The organism is Bradyrhizobium sp. AZCC 2262 (assembly GCF_036924535.1).
In the GTDB taxonomy this organism is placed as follows: Bacteria; Pseudomonadota; Alphaproteobacteria; order Rhizobiales; family Xanthobacteraceae; genus Bradyrhizobium.
Genome location: NZ_JAZHRT010000001.1, coordinates 4,607,144 through 4,628,160 on the forward strand (window position 1 = coordinate 4,607,144; position 21,017 = coordinate 4,628,160).

The window sequence follows — 21,017 nt, forward strand, 5'->3', positions numbered from 1 at the left end:
TCGATGCTGAAAACCCTGCTTGAAGCGTTCGCGCTCATTACCACCTGGGAAGTCATTATCGCGATGTTCGCGGCCTCGATCTATGGCCTCGTCATCGGCTCGCTGCCGGGCCTGTCGGCGACCATGGCGACTGCGCTTCTGGTCCCCGTCACCTTCTATCTGTCGCCGATCGCCGCCATCGCCACCATCGTGGCGGCCTCCTCGATGGCGATCTTCTCCGGCGACATTCCCGGCGCGCTGCTGCGCATTCCCGGCACCCCGGCCTCCGCGGCGTATGCGGACGAAGCCTACGCCATGACGCGCAAGGGCGAGGCTGAACTGGCGCTCGGCGCGGGCGTCTGGTTCTCCGCCGTCGGCGGCATCGCGGGCACGCTCTCGCTGATGATCCTGGCGCCGCCGCTCGCCGAGATCGCGCTGTCGTTCTCGACCTTCGAATATTTCTGGCTGGCGTTCCTCGGGCTGATGTGCGCCACGCTGGTCGCGCGCTCCTCGCCGGTCAAGGCGATCGCCGGCATGTTCATCGGCCTGCTCGTCTCCTGCATCGGCATTGAGAATCCCGGCGGTGTGCCGCGCTTCACGTTTGGCATGACCGACCTTTTCGGCGGCATCGAACCGATCCCGGCGCTGGTCGGCGTCTTCGCCGTGGCGCAGGTGATGCGCGCGATGCTGACGCCGGAGCCGCCGCCGATTCCCCGGCGCAAGTTCGGAAGCATCATGGCAGGCCAGTGGCTGCTGACCAAAAAGTACCACTGGCAGATGACGCGCGGAAACATCATCGGCATCATCATCGGCGTGCTGCCGGGCGCCGGCGCCGACATGGCCGCCTGGGTCAGCTACGCCATGTCGAAACGCTTCTCAAAAGAACCCGAGAAATTCGGTACCGGCCATGTCGAGGGACTGGTCGAAGCCGGCGCCAGCAACAACGCCAGTATCGCCTCGGGCTGGGTGCCCTCGCTGCTGTTCGGCATTCCCGGCGACACCATCGCGGCGATCGCGATCGGCGTGCTCTACATGAAGGGCCTCAATCCCGGACCGACGCTGTTCACCGAAAAAGCGTCGAGCATGTACGCGATCTACCTGATGTTCATCATCGCCAATATCATCATGATCCCGTTCGGCATCGTCATGATCCGGCTGGCGAGCCACGTGCTGCGCGCGCCGCGTTCCACCGTCATGCCGGTCATCATGCTGTGCTGCGCGGTAGGTTCGTTCGCGATCGGCAACAACATGTTCGGCGTCGTCACCGTCGCGATGTTCGGGATCATCGGCTACGTCATGGAGGAAAACGGCTATCCGGTCGCCGCCATGGTGCTCGGCATCGTGATGGGCACCATGGTGGAACAGGCGTTCGTCACCTCGCTGATCAAATCCGATGGCAGCATATTGCCGTTCTTCGAGCGTCCGATCGCCGCGATCCTCGCCGCCATGGCGATCGGCGCGTTGATCTGGCCGGTGCTGGTCTGGGTGTGGCGGAAGCTCAAGGGCGAGGCCCCAGCGGCCGCGTCGGCGCGCTGAGGGACTGCACAAGGCCCCCTCGCCTGCCCGGCGCGGGCGTTGTAAACCAACGCCATGACCCTGCCGAAGAATCCCTCCCCCGATGCCGGGAAACTCGCCAAAGAACTCCGCTCCGGCCACCGCGCGGCGCTGGCGCGCGCGATCACGCTGATCGAGAGCCGGCGCGGCGATCACCAAGCCGCGGCGCGCGATCTGGTGCAGGCGCTGTTATCAGACACCGGCAAGGCGGTGCGTGTCGGCATCACCGGCTCGCCCGGGGTCGGCAAATCCACCACCATCGACGCGCTCGGCATGTTCCTGATCGAGCGCGGCCACAAGGTCGCGGTGCTGGCGGTGGACCCCTCCTCGGCGCGCACCGGCGGTTCGATCCTCGGCGACAAGACGCGGATGGTGCGGCTGGCGAATTCGGACGCCGCCTTCATCCGGCCCTCGCCGTCATCAGGCACGCTCGGCGGCGTCGCCGCAAAGACCCGCGAGGCGATGCTGTTGTGCGAGGCCGCCGGCTTCGACGTCGTGCTGGTGGAGACCGTCGGCATCGGCCAGTCCGAAACGGCCGTCTGCGACATGACCGATTTCTTTCTGGCCTTGATGCTGCCCGGCGCCGGCGATGAACTGCAGGGCATCAAGAAAGGTCTCGTCGAACTCGCCGACATGATCGCGATCAACAAGGCCGACGGCGACAACATCAAGCGCGCCAATCTGGCCGCGGCCGAATATCGCGGCGCGCTGCATATTTTGAGCCCTCGCTCGGAACACTGGCATCCGCCGGTCCTGACCTATTCGGCGCTGACCGGCACCGGCATGGACACGCTGTGGCAGAAGATCCTCGATCACCGCACCGCCATGAACGCCTCGGGCGAGTTCGCCGGCCGGCGGCGCGAGCAGCAGGTGAAATGGATGTGGTCGATGCTGGAGCAGCGGATGATGGCCCGGCTGCGGTCTGACGCCGCGATCCGCGCCAAGGTGAAGAAGACCGAGGCCGAAGTCGCCGAAGGTCGCATCACGCCGGCGGTCGCCGCCGAACAGATCGCGGAGATGCTACGCTAGCCGTCATCGTCCGCCTTGTGCGCAGTTGCGCACTGGGGCGGACGATCCAGTAATCGCAGGAGGCAGTCTTGAATCACATTGGAGCCGGTGAGTACTGGATGCCCGCCTACGCGGGCATGACGACAGGGTCGGGCAATTGAGCGAAAAACTTCGCATTCTCGTCACCGGTTTTGGCCCGTTTCCCGGTGCACCCTACAATCCAACACAGCCGCTGGTGGCGCGGCTGATGCGGCTGCGCCGGCCCGCCTTCACCGACGTCGAGCTGTCCAGCCACATCTTTCCCGTGACCTACACGGCGGTCGACCGTGAATTGCCGCTGGCCTTGCAAAAACACAAGCCACATGCGCTGTTGATGTTCGGCCTCGCCGGCCGCACCGGATACGTCCGTATCGAGACCCGCGCCCGCAATGCCGTCACCATGCTGTGGCCCGATGCCGCGCAAACCCGGTCCCGCAAGGGATCGATCGCCGACGGGGCGGACGCGCAGAGATTCGGCCCGCATACCGCAAAGCTGCTGCGTGCCGCTGAGGGTACCGGCCTCGATGCCCGCGCCTCGCGCGATGCCGGAAGCTATCTCTGCAACTATCTGAGCTGGCGTGCGATCGAAGCCATCAATGCCGACAACGGCCCTCGTCTCGCCGCCTTCGTTCACATCCCGCCGCTGGCGCGCGGCGGCGCCGTCAGGCGCAAGGGATTTTCGCGCATCACGCTGGAAGAGCTGGTCGATGCCGGCGAAGCGATGCTGCTGGAAATGGTTAGGCTGGCGCGAAGAGCTTCGTAGGTTCGTAGATTCCATGGGGCGGTGAGCGTGCCCTTTCCGGTAGGTTTGGGTTTCCACACTCGAACCATCGGAGAGCCAGATGCAAGCATCGACCGTAGACACGCCCACCGCCGGGCATTGTGGCACGATTTTCGTTGCGATTGAACTGAGCCAGAAGAGCTGGCTGGTAACGCTGCACAGTCCGGACAAAGGCAAGATGTCGCGTCACAAGCTGGAGGGCGGCGATCATGCTGCGCTGCTGGCGCTGATCGGTCAGGTTCGGGAGCGGGCGGCCCGGGCGCTGGGAGCCGTTCCGGCGGTGGTGAGCTGCTACGAAGCGGGCTACGACGGGTTCTGGCTGCATCGGCTTCTGCTGGCTGCCGGGATCACGAACTACGTGTTTGACCCTGCGAGCATAGCGGTGGATCAGCGGGCACGGCGGGTGAAGACCGACCGGATCGATGGCGAGAAGATGCTACGGACGCTGATGGCGTATCTGCGCGGTGAGCCGCAGGTGGTGCGGATCGTGCGGGCACCTGCGCCGGAGCAAGAGGACGCCCGCCGCACCAGCCGTGAACGCGGCCGGCTGATCAAGGAGCAAACCGCGCACACCACCCGGATCAAGGCGCTGCTGCGATTGTTGGGCATGGCGGTGGGGAACCCGCGCCGGCGTGACTGGCTGAGCTGGCTTTCGGCGCAGCGGGATTGGCAGGGCCAGGCGGTGCCGCCACGGATGCTGGCGGAGATCAGGCACGAGCACGCACGGCTGATGCTGGTGCGCGAACGGCTCGAGGAACTCGCACAGGCGTCGGCTCAAGCGGATCCGGCACCTGCGGCGGCGCAGATGACCGAGCGCAGCGAACTGTTGCTCCGGCTCAAATGCCTCGGTCCGGCGTTCGCGACGACGCTGACCAGCGAGGTGTTCTACAAGGACTTTCGTAATCGGCGTGAGGTCGCGAGCTATTTCGGGCTGACGCCCAGTCCATGGCAGAGCGGCGGGACCGACCGCGACCAGGGCATCAGCAAGGCGGGCAATCCACGCGCCCGCTGCGCCGCGATCGAACTGGCCTGGCTGTGGCTGCGGCATCAGCCGGAGAGTGCGCTCACCCGATGGTTCCGCAGCCGCACCCACAACAATGCCAGCAAGCGCAACAAGCGCATCGCCATCGTGGCCTTGGCGCGCAAGCTGATGGTGGCGCTCTGGCGCTACCTCACAACCGGCATGGTTCCCGAAGGAGCCGTGCTCAAGGCCGCGAAGGCGTAAACGTTTCAAGCAACGCGTCAGCGTCGCGGCGTCGGCCGCGGTCAGCGCGGAATGGATGATGACCGTGCCACCCTTGGGCCAAATCAACAGGCCGCTTCGTAGATGGGTCTCATCCTCATGGCTTCCTCGCCGCATGCATGCGGAATGTGGGTACCGGGCTGCAAAACGCCCGACCGGATATGAGGTGATGCAGTGAGATGCTGCATAAATCGCCGGAAGCCAGTTCCTGAGCGCACCGACCGCGGCGGCACGCTGCGCTACGCATGGCTCCGCGCGCCGCCGCTCCACCGAATGCAAAAAATCACATCCAAGCCCCGGTCGGGATGCTTGACTCAAAAGCCCTCATATGAGGGTGGGCAAAGCGAAGCGTGCCCACTATTTCGTCCAGCAAATTGAAACGGTGGGCACGGCGCAAGTGCGCCTTTGCCCTCCCTAGGGACTTCGCTTGGCCGAGACGACGTGGATTGATTGTCGCACCCAACATTAACCCTACCCCGAACAATCACCGCGTTCCCCCCTGGTCTTCACCATGCCCGGCCGCATTTTCGCGATACCTATGAAGGCGCGGATGCCGCGATCTGCATTGCGCGAGGACCATTCAACCATGCATGTCAGCCGACGCAATCTCATTGGAACATCCGCCGCCGGCGTCGCGGGTGCGCTGGCGATCTCGCCGGATGCCGCGCGCGCGGCGCCCCTCACCTCCACGCTCGGCCGCGACGTCACGCAGTATGGCGTGCGTCCCGGCAGCCCCGACGATCAAACCGCAAAACTGCAGCGCGCGATCGACGAAGCCGCGCGCGCACAAGCGCCGCTGGCGTTGCCGCCGGGAATCTATCGCGCCGGCATGCTTCGCCTGCAAAGCGGCACGCAACTCGTCGGCGTACGCGGCGCGACCAGGCTCATATTCAATGGCGGCGCCTCGATGCTGCAGAGCGAAGGTGCCAACAATATCGGCCTGACCGGCATCACCTTCGACGGCGGCGGCATTGCGCTGCCGGAGCGGCGCGGTCTCGTGCACTGCCTCGGCGGCCGCGACGTCCGTATCGTCGACTGCGAAATATCGGGCAGCGGCGGCAACGGCATCTGGCTCGAGCAGGTCTCGGGCGACATTTCCGGCAACATCTTCAGGAAGATCGCGACCACGGCGGTGGTCTCGTTCGATGCGCTGGGCCTGATCGTCTCGCGCAACACCATCACCGACACCAACGACAACGGCATCGAGATCCTGCGCACGGCGATCGGCGATGACGGCACGCTCGTTCTCGACAACCGCATCGAGGACATCAAGGCCGGCCCCGGCGGCTCCGGCCAATATGGCAACGCCATCAATGCATTCCGCGCCGGCAATGTGATCGTGCGCGGCAACCGCATCAGGAATTGCGACTACTCCGCGGTGCGCGGCAATTCAGCCTCCAACATCCACATCACGGACAACAGCGTCAGCAATGTCCGCGAGGTCGCGCTCTATTCGGAGTTTTCGTTCGAGGGTGCCGTCATCGCCAACAACACCGTCGATGGCGCGGCCGTCGGCGTCTCCGTGTGCAATTTCAACGAAGGCGGCCGCATCGCCGTCGTGCAGGGCAACATCATCCGCAATCTGCTGCCGAAGCGGCCGATCGGCACCGCGCCCGATGACGACGCCGGGATCGGCATCTATGTCGAGGCGGATTCATCCGTGACCGGCAACGTGATCGAAAACGCGCCTTCGTTCGGCATCATTGCCGGTTGGGGCAAGTATCTCCGCGATGTCGCGATCACCGGCAATGTGATCCGCAACGCCTTCGTCGGTGTCGGCGTGTCGGTAATGCCCGGCGCCGGCACGGCGCTGGTCAACAACAACATGATTTCGGAAACCCCGCGCGGCGCCGTGGTCGGGCTCGATCACGCCCGTACCATCACGACCGATCTTTCAGCCGAAGGCGCCCAACGCTACGCGCAGGTGGTGGTCGGGGGCAACGCGGTAAGGCGCTAGGTCGCATCCCTCTCGGCCCGCCAAACCTGCCGTTTTTACGCTATCGCACGACCCGCCGTCCGGTAGCCGCCGGTGCTACGATGAAACACGTTGGGGGCAGCGGAGCATCCGCCCTCCTCGCTTCACCCCCAGTTCGAAGTCTCGACGGACTGGCAGATTCGGAGCGACGTTGAATCAATGTGCGGCGCGGCTTATTCTCTGGTCCATGGTCAAGCTATTCGACGCCGACAGCATCCGAGCGGAGTTACGGGAACATGGACCGTTTTACGTATACGTCCTATGCCGCCCATGTGGAGAGCCGTTCTATGTCGGAAAGGGCGTGAAGCTCCGTGTTCTTCAGCATGAAGCAGAGGCACGAACAACTAGAATACTGACTTATAAGCTGAATCTAATCCGTAGCCTCCACCATCAAGGCCAACACATCGCATATCGCGTCGACAGTTCGTTCGCTGACGAAGCAGGGGCGTTGGCCCGTGAGCGTGCGCTAATAACCGAAATTGGCCGTCACGATTTGAAGCTCGGGCCTCTTACGAATCAAACCGATGGAGGCGAAGGAACTTCCAATCCGTCCGAAGAAAGTCGTCAGCGACGGCGCGATTCACTTTGGGGGGATGCGAACGATCCAGAGCGTCAAATCGCCAATAGCTGGTTTCAGAAGCTTACGCCGGTGAAGTCGGTCCCTATTAAGCCGGTTGCAACCTTCACGCGGGCGGCAGGACTTTGGAAGAATGATGACACGATAGGCATGAAACCGAGGCAGGCAGGGGCTATCGTGGCGAGTGCCATCGCCAACCGGGTTTTACTTGAACCCGATTGCCTATTGCCTCGGCGGCTAGAAATCGAAAGGGTTGAATACATCATTGAGAACGGCGTTGGGCGGGACATGATTTCGAACGGCATGATCACGCTGCACGACGCCACAGTAACAAGGGAAGTCCTGAGACTCACTCAGCTAGGTTACGCCTTCGTCGTAAAGGCGTTTGGGGCAGCAGCCTTGCTCGACGCGGGCGTCCTCACTCCCGATTAGGCTTGTCTAATATCGTGCTGAGAGGAATTCGGAGCAACCTCAAAGGGCTATAGCGTAGAGGCAGTGCTTCATCGGTGAGGCCCGCCAAATGCCACCGATTTTTCGATATCCTGGGATACAACCGCCGACAGCCAGCATTGGGAGTTTTCGTGTACCGTATCAATACTGAGACAGGCGAAGTCCTAGTTCCTCACGTCTTCGAAGACGGCACCTATGGTGCAGCCGATCCTGACCTCGGTAAACAACGACACCACATCGCGAACAGAGTTATCGCTGCAAGCATCGAGGAACTTAAGGAATATCTCCGCAGAGGCTGGCCGGTTTGGATGTCTATCCGTGGTACTAGGGACCGCCGTCTGATTTCGAAAGGTATCGTCGATTCCGATCCGCCACAGGACGGACCCGCCCCTGGAGACGACCAGCAGGCCAAGGGTTTCGCCGCACAGCCTCTCGCCCAAATGATAGAAAGGAAACCCGTAGAGTTTGTTCCGATAGCGCCGGCGACCAAACCAGTCGCTGGCGGAGTGACCGAATATCTGCAGATTATCTCAGCCATGTCAGAGGCCGAGGTAGTCGCCGAAACAGACAATCCTCGTAGGCTCCTTATGGGGACCCACGTATACAAGACAAAGCGCCTAGATATCGTCTACGCTCCGTTTGACCACATGAATACCCGGGCAGATATCGTCATCGTCGGCATCACGCCAGGTAAGCAGCAGATGCGCGAGGCCATCGAGGAGGCCCGCCGGGCGATGATGCTCGGTCTGTCGGACGCAGAGGTCCTTGCGCGCGCGAAAGTCCATGCGAGCTTCGCAGGGACCATGCGGACCAACCTCGTGAAGCTGATGGATGGCGTGGGTCTGAACGTACTGCTAGGCATTGCCTCGACGGCGAGCCTCTGGGGAGGCGACAACCATCGCGCCCATTTCACCTCCGCGCTAAGGTACCCGACGTTCGTCAATGGCGAGAACTATAGCCGATCGCCTGACATGAATGGCGTGCCCTTCTTGTTCGATCGGTCAAAGAACTGGCTCGGGGAAGAACTCTTACTGTTCCCAGACGCAGTGATCGTCCCTATGGGGGACATGGTCTCGGAGGCACTGACCCGCATTGGACGAAAAATGGACATTGCCAACGATCGGATTCTCGCCGGAATGCCCCATGCAAGCGGGGCAAATAACGGGCCGATTGCCAAATTCCTCGGGGACGCTGAGGCAGAGGACGAATGGCGCCTTCGCTTCGTGGGCATCACGGCCAAGGTACGAAGCCTTTGCGGCTGAGTTGCAGCCGTTCGGTAATATCATAGTGCTATGGCGTAGACGTAGTGCTCATCATCGTCGTTCGTGGCCCGCCTACAGCATGTTGCGCAGCAGCGGATAGCGTTCCTTCATCACGTTGAGATCGAGCGCCGGCAACGGCATATCGTCCAGCGCCGGCGCATCCGGCACGGACGGCGTCTTGTCCGCAACGGCGAGCTGATTTTCCAACGCGGCCAGAACATCAGCGGAAATATCGCGACGCGGCGCGGCAGCGATCGGCGGCGCGGCCACAATCGGCGCGGGCGGCGGCTTCAGGTGCACAACCGGCTGACGGAAGCCCGTATCGCGCGGCAGCGGCGTCGTTCGCCGGCGGCCAAGCCAGGTCAGGTCGATCGCGGTGTTTTCCAGCGAGGCTTCGCGGTTCAACAGGTCACGCCAGGTTTCGACCGCGGCCTTGGCCTCCTGGATGTTTTCAAGAAATTCGAGTTCAGTGTGATAGCGGCGCCAGCGCCCGCTCTCGAACAGTTCGGTGAGATGTTCCAGCCGTTGCTCGGCAAGGTTGCACCAGCGCGCAACGATGTTGCGGCCGCGCGCCACGTCTGCAGGAAGTGCCATAAATTAGCCCGTAAGAGAGAGACGGACGCAGACGCTACCTGAAACGAATCAATTGGACGTGACATGGATATTCTGTGGAAAACTTTCTCGTTGTCCAGTGCGTGAAGCTACGGATCGCGTCGCGATCGAAGAAATCCGCAAAAATACGGAGTTGTCAGCTCTATTCACCGTCAAGCTGCACGGCAGCATGGCCACGTTGCGAAGCGCGTCTCGATAATTTCGTTTGGGAAGACGCGAGGAAATATCGCGGCATCACGCAGACGAACGGAAAAGTCTGCGATCGGCAAACCCGAGTCCGCCGCACGCGACGCAGCTTCTTCCAACAAAACCTGTGCCGGAAATGAAAGACCCGTCCGGGGGGACAACCGGACGGGTCAAGCCATATGGGGCGCTTGGGGTGGATGGGCGCTCGCGCCGAATACAGCCGATGGGGAGGGATTACCGCTCCCACATCAATAAGTCGCAGGACCTTCGCCGAACGTTCAAAACGCCGGGCGATTTTTTTAACCTGGTGTTCGGGACGATTATCGGAAAAACCCCTGCACAGCAGGCTATTTCGGGGCGTTTGCGGCCGATTTGTCCGACGCCATCGACGGCGGGGGGTCATTCAGCGCCCGGCTCACGGAAGCGTTATCGGCAGACGGGTCAAGCGCCGCCGGGGTTTTTTCTCCCGCAGGTTTGCCGGAAACAGCGGCAAGCGGAACTTCCGGCGCGGCGGTCGCCGCGGTGACCGCGGCAAAGGCGTCGGCCTCGCCCGCCCCGAACTGATCATCGCGGCCGGGGACGCCGAGGTCGCGGGCGGTCTTTGTCAGGATCGCGCGAACATCGTTCGGCTTCAACGCAGGATTGTGCTCCAGCATTAACGCCGCAACGCCGCTGACATAGGCAGCGGAGAAGGAGGTGCCCGACGTGATCTGATATTTTTCATCCGGCGCCGGCAGGAAGATATCCGCGCCCGGCGCCGATATCGCGATGTGGTTGCCCCGGTTGGACGCCGTAAACAGCTTTTTCTGCGCGTCGGTTCCGCTCACCGCAATGACGTTCGGATTGGCGGCTGGATAGAGCGGCGGCGATTTCGCCCCGGCATTGCCTGCCGCAGCCACCATCAGGATGCCACGGGCCGCGGTGGCGGCGATGCCGCGCTCGATCAGCGGATCCTTCGGGCCGGCAAAGCTCATGTTGATGATCTGCGCGCCATGCTCGGCCGCATAATCCAATCCCCTGAGGATCACGTAGGACGTGCTCTCCGCGCCCTTCGATCCCGCGCCAAATGCGCGGATCGCAATCAGCCTCGCCTCCGGCGCGCTGCCCATCAGCTTGGCGTGCGCGACGATCGCGCCGGCAATGCCGGTGCCGTGGACATGCGGACCTTCCTTGCTGCCGAGCGCATCGAAACCGTCGGCGACCGAATTGGCGAGTTCGGGATGTTTGGCGTCGACGCCTGAATCGATCACCGCAATGGTGACGTTCATGCCGCGGGCGAGCGTGTGGGCCTGCGGCAGCCGAAGCTGAGCGACGGCGTATTGCGCGGCATCGCCCTCGATCGCGGGCTTCTTCGCATCCTGCAGGAAGTAACGGAAATTGAGCTGCACCGAACGCACATCGGCGGCGAACTCGCGGCGCACCGTGTCCGCCGGCCGCCCATCAACGATGCGGAACAGGCCGATGGTAGCGCCGAGCAACGGGAAACTCTGCGAGGCGATGCGCTCCAGGCCATGACGCCGCGCCAATTCATCGGCCTCGGCGGTGGATAGCGCGCCGTCGATCTCGGCGACGAGTTCGTTCTTGACTGCGCGCAGATTGACTGCCGCCTGCGCATTGTTGTTGTGCGATCCCTTACTGCCCTTTTTGGCCGAAGCGCCGTCGCCGCCACCGGCCGACATTACCGGACGGTCGAAGCATTCGCCGTCGGGACCGCGAAGCGCAGCCTGGCAAGCCGGATAGACGTTCGGCGAAAACCGCGCATAAGGCAGCGCCGGTCGGACGCGCAGGGTCGAGTTCATCGTGCCGATCCGGGAGGGCGGCGTCCGCGCGACGGTATCGACGCGCACCACCGGCCGGGCCGCGATGGTCGGGTTGATCCGCGGCGTTACCGTCGGATTGATGGTGGGAACACGCGAGCCGATATTGAGATTGGGGGTGCGCATGATGCTTTGCGCATGCGCCGAGGGTTCAAAAACGATCAGCGGCAACAGCGCCGCCGACAACACCAGCGCCGCACGCCGCGTCCTTAACCGCCAGTTCGCGCCATCATGAACCATGGGACCTCGTCTTGCCCGGCACGCGCCGAGACGGCTTTACGGCGTTGCCACCGCAAGGCTGACGATCTTCTCACGCTGCAGCCTGGCGAGCAGGCTTGCCGCTTCGTCCTTGCTCATCGCCCTGTTGCCGAACTGCAGCCGGAACATGCCGCCCTTGGCGCCGTCGACGATCGAGGCCTGGTAGGTGTCGAGCAGCGCGGTGATGTCGGCGATGCGCGCTTCCGGCGCAAACCGCACCAGCGCGCGCGGCGGCGCCGCTGCAACGCCGAGATCGCGGGTGATGGGCGCCGAAGACGGCTCGTTCACGCTCAGCGATGCCGTCTGGAACGAAGCGGTCTGGTTCTTCATCAGCACTGCGCCGATCACGCCGGCCTGCAGCAATAGCGCCACCGCGCCGACGCTCGCCGACCAGGCCAGCGTACGCGGCGACAGCCTTGCGAAAAACTCCGATATCCGGGCTGACAAATTCACCGAAAGCGATGGCTTGCGCACGGGCTCTCCGTCGATCGCAGCAAACAACTTCTGCATGGCGCGCACCGACGGCGCACCCAGGCTCTCGTTGAGGCGGATCGTCTCGGCATATTCCTCGCGGATGACGGCGTACTGCCGGGCCAGCTCGGGATCACCGGCGAGCGCATCCTCGACACGGCGTGCATCGCGCGTGCTCAGCGTGCCGGCTGCGTGGAACGGCAACAGCATCTCGATTTCGCTGGGCTCTTGATCCAGCATTTTCCTGCTCGTTGCCATCATGGCCAACCTCGCTCTATACCGGCTGCCTTCAGCAACTCGGCCAACTTCTTGCGCGCATAAAACAGGCGCGTCTTCACGGTGTTCTCCGGAATGCCAACGATTCCAGCCACTTCTTCCACGGACTTCTCGTGGTAGTAGACAAGATCGACGATCTCCCGGTGCTCCGACGAAAGTGCCGTCAGGCACTTGCGCAACGCTTCACCCGTATCCTTCTTCTGCGCCACCACTTCCGGATCGTCGGACGTGTCCTCGATCGCGTTCGCGGCTTCCTCGTCCAGTCCAACATCCTTGCGGCGCCGAAGCGCCGACAGGGCCTTGAACCGCGTAATCGCCAGGAGCCAGGTGGTGACGGCGGACCGACCTTCGAACTTGCCAGCCTGACGCCACACATCGAGAAAAACCTCGCTGATGAGGTCTTCCGCAACCTGTTCGTCCCTTACGAGTCGAAGCCCGAAACGGAACACCCTCACATGGTGCCTTCCGAAAAGCACCTGCATGGCGAGCCGGTCGCCTTGAGCGATCCTAGCGATCAGAACTTCGTCTGAAGCCGCCTGTGACGCGTTCAATGGCCGTCTCGCAGAGTTGGTCTGACGGGGGAGGCCGGCGGTTCGATGTGAAGAGTGAGATTCTTCACATTACGGCAATGTCCGGATTGCATGTGTGACCTACCGCACAGACGGACGTTACCCAGCCATTTTCCCGGCAAGGACGAGCTGAACCCAAGAATTGGTACCATAATACGGAAGCACTTTCTTAAAGACACGCCACCCCACAACCTTAGCAAGGCTTCGCCGGCGGGGCAGCATCTGCGTGCGCACAAGGTTTCCCGCAATGGCGGGTTCCGCGCTATCGGAATCCGGCAGATTTCCGTTACGAAACAGTGCAATGGCAGGGTTTTAACGGACCCGATTCGACTTCAAAAGATACCAAACCTAAAGGCTTTATTCCCTAAAGTTTCGTCCGGCATACTCCAATAGCGACGGGACATGAGCAGCGCGGCTTCATTGCTTCAGGGGCAAGGCCCCCACAGTACGGTCGCGCCCGTCCGACTGCGGCCGGAGGTATTGAAGCGCCGGGTCGGCCAGCGCCGGCACATGCTGGCCGTCCAGGGCGTCAGCTACGCACTCATCACCTCGGTGCTGCTGGCCTATTGCTACGCCGGTACTGTCCCGATCGTCATACCGTCGGCCTATTTCCTTTCCGGCATCGGATTGGTCTCGGTCTTTGTCGTGTTGTCGGAAGCCCACTTCAACGACCGGTTCGAAGACCACTATCTGACGATCTTCCAGGTTGCCGGCCACGTCGCGCTGCAGCTCTGTTTTCTGCTGGCGGCGCCCGAAATCGGGTTTGCCTTCCTGAGCGTGGTATTTCTCATATTCGGGTTCGGCGCGCTGCGAATGACCTCGCGGCAGGCGATCATTTCCTGGACGCTCACCATGATCGGCCTGGCGCCGATCTTCCTCTTTAGCAGCACCCCGATCGGCCTGCCGATTACCACCCAGACCGAACGCGTCGCGGCCATGCTTTCCTTTGTCCTCACGATCGGACAGTGCGCCTTCGTGGGACTGTATGGCAGCACCATGCGCAAGATGCTCTACGACCGCAGCTTCGAATTGAAAGCGGCGTACAAGCGGATCGAGGAGCTTGCCGAACTCGATGAATTGACGGGAGCGTCCAACCGGCGCTGCATCATGCGAATGCTGGAGGAGGAGATCGCCCGTGCGACCCGCGGCGGTTCGGCCTGCTCCATCGCCCTGATCGACCTCGACTGGTTCAAGCGCATCAACGACGCCTACGGCCATCCGACCGGCGACGAGGTGTTGCGGACATTCTCGATCACCATGTTCGCCAACATCCGCAGCATCGACCGGTTCGGCCGCTATGGCGGCGAGGAATTCCTGCTGGTGCTGCCCGATATGGACACCGAGCGCGCGGCGCGGGCGCTCGACCGCTTGCGCGCGATTATTGCCGATCTCGACTGGAGCGCGTTCTCGCCCGGCATGAAAGTGACGATGTCGGCAGGGGTTGCCACACTGAATTCGAACGAAACGTCAGACACATTTCTCGCGCGCGCCGACAGCGCGCTTTATGCAGCCAAGGCGCGGGGACGCAACCGCATTACCAGCGCCTGATCCGACATATTCCAGCTCCGGTGGCGGAGAAGCCGCGCCGGTCTTTGCTCCAGGACAGAGTCATGATTTCGAAAGCCGCCAAGTCTCCTTCTCCCGGAAGTCTGCTCGATGAGCTGCAGTCCACCCTTGCGCACGGTACCGTCGCGCGCCGGGTAGAGACCCTGCGCCGGGTAACCGATCTCTTCATCAACGGCGCGGTCGACTATTCGGACGAGCAGGTCGGGCTGTTCGACGACGTCTTCCAGTGCCTGATCGACCACATCGAAACCTCGGCCAAGATGCTGCTGGCCAATCGTCTCGCCCCGATCGACACCGCCCCGCCGCTCACCATCCGCGCGCTTGCCTTCGACGACGTCATCGAGGTGGCAGGTCCGGTGCTGTCGCAGTCGATGCGGCTCGACGACAAGACCCTGATCGAGAATGCGCGCAGCAAGAGTCAGGCGCATTTGATGGCGATTTCGACCCGCAGGACCCTGAGCGGCGCGGTCACCGACGTGCTGGTCCAGCGCGGCAACGATGAGGTGATCCAGTCGACCGTGAACAATCCGGGCGCGGAGTTCACCGAGCGCGGCTTTACCCGCCTCGTCAGCCGCGCCGAGGGCGACGACAATCTCACGAGCTGCATCGGCCTGCACCCGTCGGTGCCGCGGCATCTCTATCTGAAACTGCTGGCCAAGGCCTCGGACACGGTGCGGCAGCGGCTGGAGGCCGCCAACCCGCAGCAGGCGGCCGAAGTGCCGAACGTGGTCAAGGAAGCAACGCGGCGCGCGCGCTCGGCCACCGCGACGATCACCAAGAATACCGAGATTGCGCACGCGCTGGTCAAGTCGCTGTACGAGGACGGCCGGCTCGACGAATCCGAGGTGGCGTCGTTTGCCGCGGCCGGGAAATTCGACGAAGCCAATGCCTCGATCGCGGCGCTCGCCAACGTGCCGGTGGCGATCGCCGAGAACATGATGATCGAAAGCCGGGCCGAAGGCGTGATGATCCTGGCGAAGGTCGCGGGACTGTCTTGGTCGACGGTCAGGAACATTATCAGGATGCGCGACCAATTGTCCGGCGCGGAGCCCACCGATCTAGCCGCCTGCCAGGACACCTATGAGCGGCTGCGGCCATCGACCGCGCAGCAGGTTCTGCGCTTCCACCGCATGCAGCAGAACGTGCCGGCTTGAGCGGCTGGGATTTCAAGCCGGTAGCCCGCACCCTCAAAACCTCAGCAGCCTTGCCCCGGCGAGCGCGCCGACTACGGTCACCAGCGCGGTCGCGATCGTGTACCAGGCCGCCACGAACAGCGGTGAATCGTCCGTGCAATGCGAGGCGTAGAGCGTCGCTGCCAGTCCCGCCGATAACAGGCCCGCGATGGCGCCGGCGACCGCCGGCCGCGCCGGCGCGCCGTGCCGCAGCCCGATCAGCGCACCGGCCAAAATCGGCAGCGACAGCGCCGGGATCGCCGTCATGCAGATCCAGGAATTCTTGCCGACCAGCCGCGTCATCATCGGCAACCGCTGCGGCATCATCATCTCGCCACCGATCCCTGCGGCCAGGATCCCGACTGGGGCCAGCAGCAACCAGCCAAAACCGCGCAGCGAGGCTTCCGGCCTCGACAGATGCAGGCTGACGGCAATCGCTGCGATCGCCAGCGCCAGTGTCACCGCGAATTTCAGGTCGAAGAACGGATTGCGCATCGCAACCATCACGTCGGGCCTGACACCGAGTTCGGTAAAGAACATTAGAAGCGAGACCGGCGCCGCGGCCAAAAGCGCCAGCATCAGCGCAAAGCCGACGGGCCGAGCCCGGTGCGGATTGTCGGCCGCTAACGTTCGAATGAGCTGATCGGTATCCATCCTCATTGTTCCCGTAGCTTCGTCGTCAGGCTGGCCAGCCCCCGGTGCAGCGCCACCCGCACTGCCCCCTCTGTCATCGAAAATTTCGCGGCGGTATCCTTGATCGAGGCGCTGTCGACCGCGATCGACTGCAGCACGTCACGCTGCCGCGCCGGCAGCGTCTGGAGCTGCGCGGCGACCTCGCTCGCCGAGGCGGTCTCGGCCGGCGCTTCGCCTGGCAGCGTCTCGGCGAAATCGTCAATGTCGACAAAAATGCGCCGGCCGCGGCGGCGCAACGCGTCGATCAGCTTGTTGCGGGCGATCGCAAACAGCCAAGGCGCAAACGGAGCGCTGACATCCCAGGTGTGCCGCTTCAGATGGACCGCCAGCAAAATGTCCTGCACGATGTCCTCGGATTGATCGACCGGTTGCCCTGCCCGCGCCAGACCACGGCGCGCCGCGGCCCGGAGCACCGGCGTGACGGCCTTGAGCAGGCGGTGATACGCCGCACTGTCGCCTGCAATGGCCGACCGCATCAGGCCGGTCCATTCGTCATCCCGTTCGCGCAAGAGCGCTCCTACCCTGCAATTCGGTCGATCTTTCAATTTGTTACGTCAGGACGACCCGATCACGAAGTCGTGATCAAAAGCTTGACGCAGAAGGCCCCAGCGCCACCGGCCGAGCGGTCCCTGTCCGGGAATCGGGACGGCCAGCTGCGCCGACGGCAGGCTCATAACATCGATTTCACAGGCTCGCATCCCGGCGCACATCCGCTGCAACACGATTGCCCAGCTTTTGCCGGGTGTTGCCCGAAGATTCCCTTTTTCCGCCGTGCTGAGGACACGGCGCGGGGTCTTTTTCCGTGGTTGGGCGGCGGCCAATGGGAGATTTCTATATGACGATCAAAGCCCGCGCGCGGTCGGCCTTGATTATCGCAGCAGGACTTTTGGTAAGTTTCGCAGGACCACCGCCGGCGATGGCCGCCGGCGCGGATGCGGATAGTGCCGCGGTCTCGACGTCGGAGAATGCAACGTCCGGCAAGTCCGTCAGGCAAGGTTCCCGTTACCTGAAGAAGCGCTACGCCCATCGCAAATCCACGCGCACGGCAACGAAATCCGCTGAGAGCAAGAAAGCCGACGAAAAGCAGGTCGTCGATGCGAGCGGCAGCACCTCGCCCGCGCTTCCCGAATGGCTGGCCAACGCCAACGCGCAAATGACTGCCGCCGATGCGCCCCCCGATAGCGCCAAGGGAATGTCGGCGGCCATGTCGGAGAAAGCCACCACGGTCCTGCAGTCCGCGGCGGACAAGCCGGCTGACGCGGCGATGGACAAGGCTGATGCGGCAGAGGCGCCGGCCGATACCGCCGTAGCTGCCCCCGACCAGCTCAACGATGGCGATCGGGCGCTGCACCCCTCCTCGCAGACGGTTGCGATGGCCTCGGCCAAACCGGCAGCGGACGGCACCGTTCAGGCCGCGAACAACGACAGTACCACCCTGGACAAGACCTCGCTGATCGGAAAGATCTTCATCGCCTTCGGCGCCCTGCTGACGATGGCGTCGGCCGCGCGCATGTTCATGGCATAGGTTTCGGCGCATCGGGACGCGGGCCACGCCCCGCGTCCGGGATCCGTTCACGCCCCACTTGAAGCCCACCCCGGCAGCGGGCACATTGCCCGCAACAACGGTACCCGGGGTGGATCATGGCGACGTTCGAATACATCATTGTCGAGAGCAAGGGCGCGGTCGGCATCATCACGCTGAACCGGCCGAAAATGCTCAACGCGCTGTCGTTCGGCGTGTTTCGCGAGATCGCGGCGGCCGTCGACGACCTCGAGGCCGACGACAAGATCGGCTGCATCCTGCTCACCGGCAGCGAAAAGGCGTTCGCCGCCGGCGCCGACATCAAGGAGATGCAGCCGAAAACCTTCATCGACATGTTCTCCAGCGATTTCGCCGCGATCGGCGGCGACCGCGTCGCCACCTGCCGGAAACCGACGATCGCCGCCGTCAGCGGCTATGCGCTCGGCGGCGGCTGCGAGCTTGCCATGATGTGCGACATCATCATCGCATCCGACACCGCCAAATTCGGCCAGCCGGAAATCACGCTCGGCACCATCCCCGGCATCGGCGGCACCCAGCGGCTGACGCGCGCGATCGGCAAGTCCAAGGCGATGGATCTGTGTCTCACCGGGCGGATGATGGATGCGGCGGAAGCCGAGCGCTCCGGCCTCGTCAGCCGCGTCGTGCCGGCGGACAAGTTGATGGAAGAGGCGCTCTCGGCTGCGGAAAAGATCGCCTCGATGTCGCGGCCGGCTGCCGCCATGGCCAAGGAGGCCATCAACCGCGCGTTCGAGACGCCATTGTCGGAAGGCATGAATGTCGAGCGCAATTTGTTCCACTCGACCTTTGCGCTGGAAGACCGCTCCGAAGGCATGGCGGCGTTCATCGAGAAGCGCAAGCCGGTGAACAAGAACAGATAGTGGTGTCGTCCCTGCGAACGCAGGGACCCATACGCCGCGGCCGTCGTGTTGAAGCGCCCTCGGCAGACGTCTTCTTTGAGCAACTAGGCCCTGTGGTTATGGGTCCCTGCGTTCGCAGGGACGACGCTAGATTATTGCATGCGGCTCCGCGCCAGCGCCGCGTTGACCAGCGCGCGATAGCCGCGTTCTGCAAAACTCGTTGGATGATCGAGACCCAGCCGCGCCAGGCATTCGCGGTTTGCGGCGTCCGGTGGCTGCCTCATCCCCTGCCACAGCAACCCGGGCAAGCGCAGCGGCGTCCGCTGCGCTTCCCGCAGCAACTGCAGCGCAGGGATCAGCCGTTGTTCGACCCCGTCAAAATCGCTGCCGAACGGGAATGAAGGCAGCAGCCCCGCATCGCGTGCAGGTTTTAAGGCTTGTGCGATCCGCTCCGGAAAGTTCTCGCGATGGACTCGCGGAATTTCAAAACGCTTCGGCAGCTTGCCGGCATCCTTGGCGATCCCGGCCAGTTCATCCTGGAAACGGGAATCCGTGACCGCCAGCATCGCCGCGATGGTCTCGGCGTCCGATTTGCCCCTGACGTCGGCAACGCCGTATTCGGTCACGAATACATCGCGCAGATGCCGCGGGATGGTCTGGTGGCCGTAATTCCAGCGAATGTTGGAAAGCGTCTTGCGACCCGCCTGCCGCGTCGATTCCAGCGCGAGCACCGACCGTGCGCCTTCAAGCGCGAACGCCTGCGCGACGAAATTGTACTGGCCGCCGACGCCGCTCACGACCTGGCCGTCTTCGAGGCCGTCCGAAATCGCCGCCCCCATCAGCGTCGCCATCATCGCGGCGTTGATGAAGCGGGCGCCGACGCGCGCCCGGCGCTTGGCGTCCTCCTCGCCATAGAGCTGGTTGGTAAAGGATACCGGCATCATCTGGATGCGCGCGAGTTGCTTAGGCGCCATCTCGCGCAACGCACGATAGAACGATTTCGGCCCGACGAAGAACGCGCCGTGCAGCATCACGCCATCGACCTCGCGCTTGAGAATATCTGCCTCAATCAGGCCGAGAAACGCCTCGACCAGCATTTCGCTGACCCCATAAAGCCCTTTCGCGAACGGCCCGCTCTCCGCAGGCGGCGCTCCCGGCGCAAGCCGCTTCATGATGGCGTGGAACTGCCCGTTGTCGCGGTGGCGAACGATCAACCCCTGCGCCAGTGCATCACCGACCTGGCCGATGCCGATCTGCAAGGTGCCGCCGTCGGGCACGAGGCCCGCTGCATGAAGCCCGATCGCGTATTTGGTGTCGCTGACGGGTTCGGCCGGCGGGGCGAACAGCGGAAAATCCGTGGCGGGGCTGTCGAGAACAGCGGAAAACTCATCCGCTGGCAGATCGCCGGCACCCGGCATGAACGGCAGCTCGGAATTGACCTGGCCGATCAGCTTGAACGACGCCCGACCCTCGCTCCGTGCGCGCAGGATGTCGAGCGTGGTGTCAGTGTTGCAGCTCAGGCTGTAGCGGGTCACGCCATCGACCACACGTTTCGCGACCAGTTGGGTGACGACGTTCAGCCTGCGCGTCAGCAGACAGGACGAGGCATGGGTATAGTTCGCGGAGATGTAATGCTGCTGAGCGTACGGCACGTGCAGCCATTTGCCGGCCAGAAAGAAGAACTCGATCACCTGGATGTTGGGCGGTAGCTCGCCGGCATGCAGCGCGCTGGCATAAGTCAGGTCGGGATAACCACCAAACAGGCGATCGATCACCGGGCCGATGAAGCGCCGTTCGAGCAGGCTCGAGGGCCGCGGCTTTTCCAGTGTCAGCGCCGAAAAGAACGTCAGGTTGATCGAACGGTCGGCGGCGGCGCGCGCGTATAGCGCGTTGACGACATGGTTGGCCTTGCCAAGCCCGAGCGGCAAGCCGACCACGAGGTTGGTTCCGACATCGCGGACGATATCCTCCGCGATCGCTTCGGGGTCGGTGAACAGCTTTGGCATCAAGTTGCAGACCCGGGCATAGCTGGGAAGCCAACCGCCCTGAGTCGGACGCCAGCCAGCGAAGCTATAGCGCATTTGCCGCCGAACTTCGTCTGTGACGAACCGGCAACAGCCAAGCGCTGA

The 21,017-nt window shown here is 63.3% G+C and carries 18 protein-coding genes; 11 read left to right on the forward strand and 7 right to left on the reverse strand.

Going from position 1 to position 21,017, the window contains the following annotated elements; all coding sequences use genetic code 11:
- Positions 1 to 3 precede the first annotated feature (3 nt).
- The 7 genes from V1283_RS22015 to V1283_RS22045 all read left to right on the forward strand — a co-directional run bounded on the left by V1283_RS22015 (position 4) and on the right by V1283_RS22045 (position 8,868).
- On the forward strand, positions 4 to 1,515 hold the full coding sequence (locus V1283_RS22015) for a tripartite tricarboxylate transporter permease (RefSeq protein WP_334388546.1): 1,512 nt from the start codon (positions 4 to 6) through the stop codon (positions 1,513 to 1,515).
- 54 nt (positions 1,516 to 1,569) lie between these two features.
- A complete protein-coding gene (gene meaB / locus V1283_RS22020) occupies positions 1,570 to 2,562 on the forward strand; it encodes a methylmalonyl Co-A mutase-associated GTPase MeaB (RefSeq protein WP_334388547.1) in 993 nt (330 codons plus the stop codon).
- A gap of 136 nt (positions 2,563 to 2,698) precedes the next feature.
- Positions 2,699 to 3,343: a pyroglutamyl-peptidase I gene (locus V1283_RS22025; RefSeq protein WP_334388548.1), complete on the forward strand. Its 645-nt coding sequence runs from the start codon at positions 2,699 to 2,701 to the stop codon at positions 3,341 to 3,343.
- Between the two features lie 79 nt (positions 3,344 to 3,422).
- Positions 3,423 to 4,586: an IS110 family transposase gene (locus tag V1283_RS22030; protein WP_334385105.1), complete on the forward strand. Its 1,164-nt coding sequence runs from the start codon at positions 3,423 to 3,425 to the stop codon at positions 4,584 to 4,586.
- A gap of 604 nt (positions 4,587 to 5,190) precedes the next feature.
- A complete protein-coding gene (locus V1283_RS22035; RefSeq protein ID WP_334393135.1) occupies positions 5,191 to 6,561 on the forward strand; it encodes a TIGR03808 family TAT-translocated repetitive protein in 1,371 nt (456 codons plus the stop codon).
- Between the two features lie 319 nt (positions 6,562 to 6,880).
- Positions 6,881 to 7,588 carry a hypothetical protein gene (locus V1283_RS22040; RefSeq protein WP_334388549.1) on the forward strand — a complete coding sequence of 236 codons (708 nt, stop codon included), beginning with the start codon at positions 6,881 to 6,883 and terminating at the stop codon, positions 7,586 to 7,588.
- Between the two features lie 149 nt (positions 7,589 to 7,737).
- Positions 7,738 to 8,868 (forward strand): hypothetical protein, encoded by a 1,131-nt coding sequence (locus tag V1283_RS22045; RefSeq protein WP_334388550.1) that lies wholly within the window; start codon positions 7,738 to 7,740, stop codon positions 8,866 to 8,868.
- 72 nt (positions 8,869 to 8,940) lie between these two features.
- Here V1283_RS22045 and V1283_RS22050 read toward each other — a convergent pair whose 3' ends face one another.
- The 4 genes from V1283_RS22050 to V1283_RS22065 form a co-directional block, all read right to left on the reverse strand.
- Positions 8,941 to 9,462, reverse strand: a complete 522-nt coding sequence (locus V1283_RS22050) for a TIGR03809 family protein (RefSeq protein WP_334388551.1) — start codon at positions 9,460 to 9,462, stop codon at positions 8,941 to 8,943.
- Positions 9,463 to 10,013: 551 nt separating this feature from the next.
- Positions 10,014 to 11,723, reverse strand: coding sequence for a S8 family serine peptidase (locus V1283_RS22055; protein WP_442895769.1), 1,710 nt, complete (start codon positions 11,721 to 11,723; stop codon positions 10,014 to 10,016).
- 36 nt (positions 11,724 to 11,759) lie between these two features.
- The gene (locus V1283_RS22060) at positions 11,760 to 12,473 is read right to left on the reverse strand and encodes a hypothetical protein (RefSeq protein WP_334388552.1); all 714 of its coding nucleotides are present in this window, start codon (positions 12,471 to 12,473) and stop codon (positions 11,760 to 11,762) included.
- Positions 12,470 to 13,039 (reverse strand): sigma-70 family RNA polymerase sigma factor, encoded by a 570-nt coding sequence (locus V1283_RS22065; RefSeq protein ID WP_334388553.1) that lies wholly within the window; start codon positions 13,037 to 13,039, stop codon positions 12,470 to 12,472. The genes V1283_RS22060 and V1283_RS22065 overlap by 4 nt, the downstream gene beginning before the upstream one ends.
- A 420-nt stretch (positions 13,040 to 13,459) precedes the next feature.
- Between V1283_RS22065 and V1283_RS22070 the strand changes: the two genes are divergently transcribed.
- Positions 13,460 to 14,605 carry a GGDEF domain-containing protein gene (locus V1283_RS22070; RefSeq protein ID WP_442895770.1) on the forward strand — a complete coding sequence of 382 codons (1,146 nt, stop codon included), beginning with the start codon at positions 13,460 to 13,462 and terminating at the stop codon, positions 14,603 to 14,605.
- 62 nt (positions 14,606 to 14,667) lie between these two features.
- Positions 14,668 to 15,777, forward strand: coding sequence for a DUF2336 domain-containing protein (locus V1283_RS22075; RefSeq protein ID WP_334388554.1), 1,110 nt, complete (start codon positions 14,668 to 14,670; stop codon positions 15,775 to 15,777).
- A gap of 33 nt (positions 15,778 to 15,810) precedes the next feature.
- On the opposite strand, the gene V1283_RS22080 is transcribed toward V1283_RS22075, so the two are convergent.
- Together V1283_RS22080 and V1283_RS22085 are read right to left on the reverse strand one after the other, a co-directional pair.
- A complete protein-coding gene (locus V1283_RS22080) occupies positions 15,811 to 16,449 on the reverse strand; it encodes a DUF1109 domain-containing protein (protein WP_334388555.1) in 639 nt (212 codons plus the stop codon).
- A 2-nt stretch (positions 16,450 to 16,451) separates the two neighbouring features.
- Positions 16,452 to 16,997: a sigma-70 family RNA polymerase sigma factor gene (locus V1283_RS22085; RefSeq protein WP_334388556.1), complete on the reverse strand. Its 546-nt coding sequence runs from the start codon at positions 16,995 to 16,997 to the stop codon at positions 16,452 to 16,454.
- Between the two features lie 326 nt (positions 16,998 to 17,323).
- On the opposite strand from V1283_RS22085, the gene V1283_RS22090 reads away from it, so the two are divergent.
- Positions 17,324 to 18,013: a hypothetical protein gene (locus V1283_RS22090; RefSeq protein WP_334388557.1), complete on the forward strand. Its 690-nt coding sequence runs from the start codon at positions 17,324 to 17,326 to the stop codon at positions 18,011 to 18,013.
- A 116-nt stretch (positions 18,014 to 18,129) separates the two neighbouring features.
- Complete coding sequence (locus tag V1283_RS22095) at positions 18,130 to 18,909, forward strand: enoyl-CoA hydratase (protein ID WP_334388558.1); 780 nt, start codon at positions 18,130 to 18,132, stop codon at positions 18,907 to 18,909.
- Positions 18,910 to 19,040: 131 nt separating this feature from the next.
- Here V1283_RS22095 and V1283_RS22100 read toward each other — a convergent pair whose 3' ends face one another.
- Positions 19,041 to 20,894 (reverse strand): acetyl-CoA hydrolase/transferase C-terminal domain-containing protein, encoded by a 1,854-nt coding sequence (locus V1283_RS22100; RefSeq protein WP_334388559.1) that lies wholly within the window; start codon positions 20,892 to 20,894, stop codon positions 19,041 to 19,043.
- Between the last annotated feature and the right edge of the window lie 123 nt (positions 20,895 to 21,017).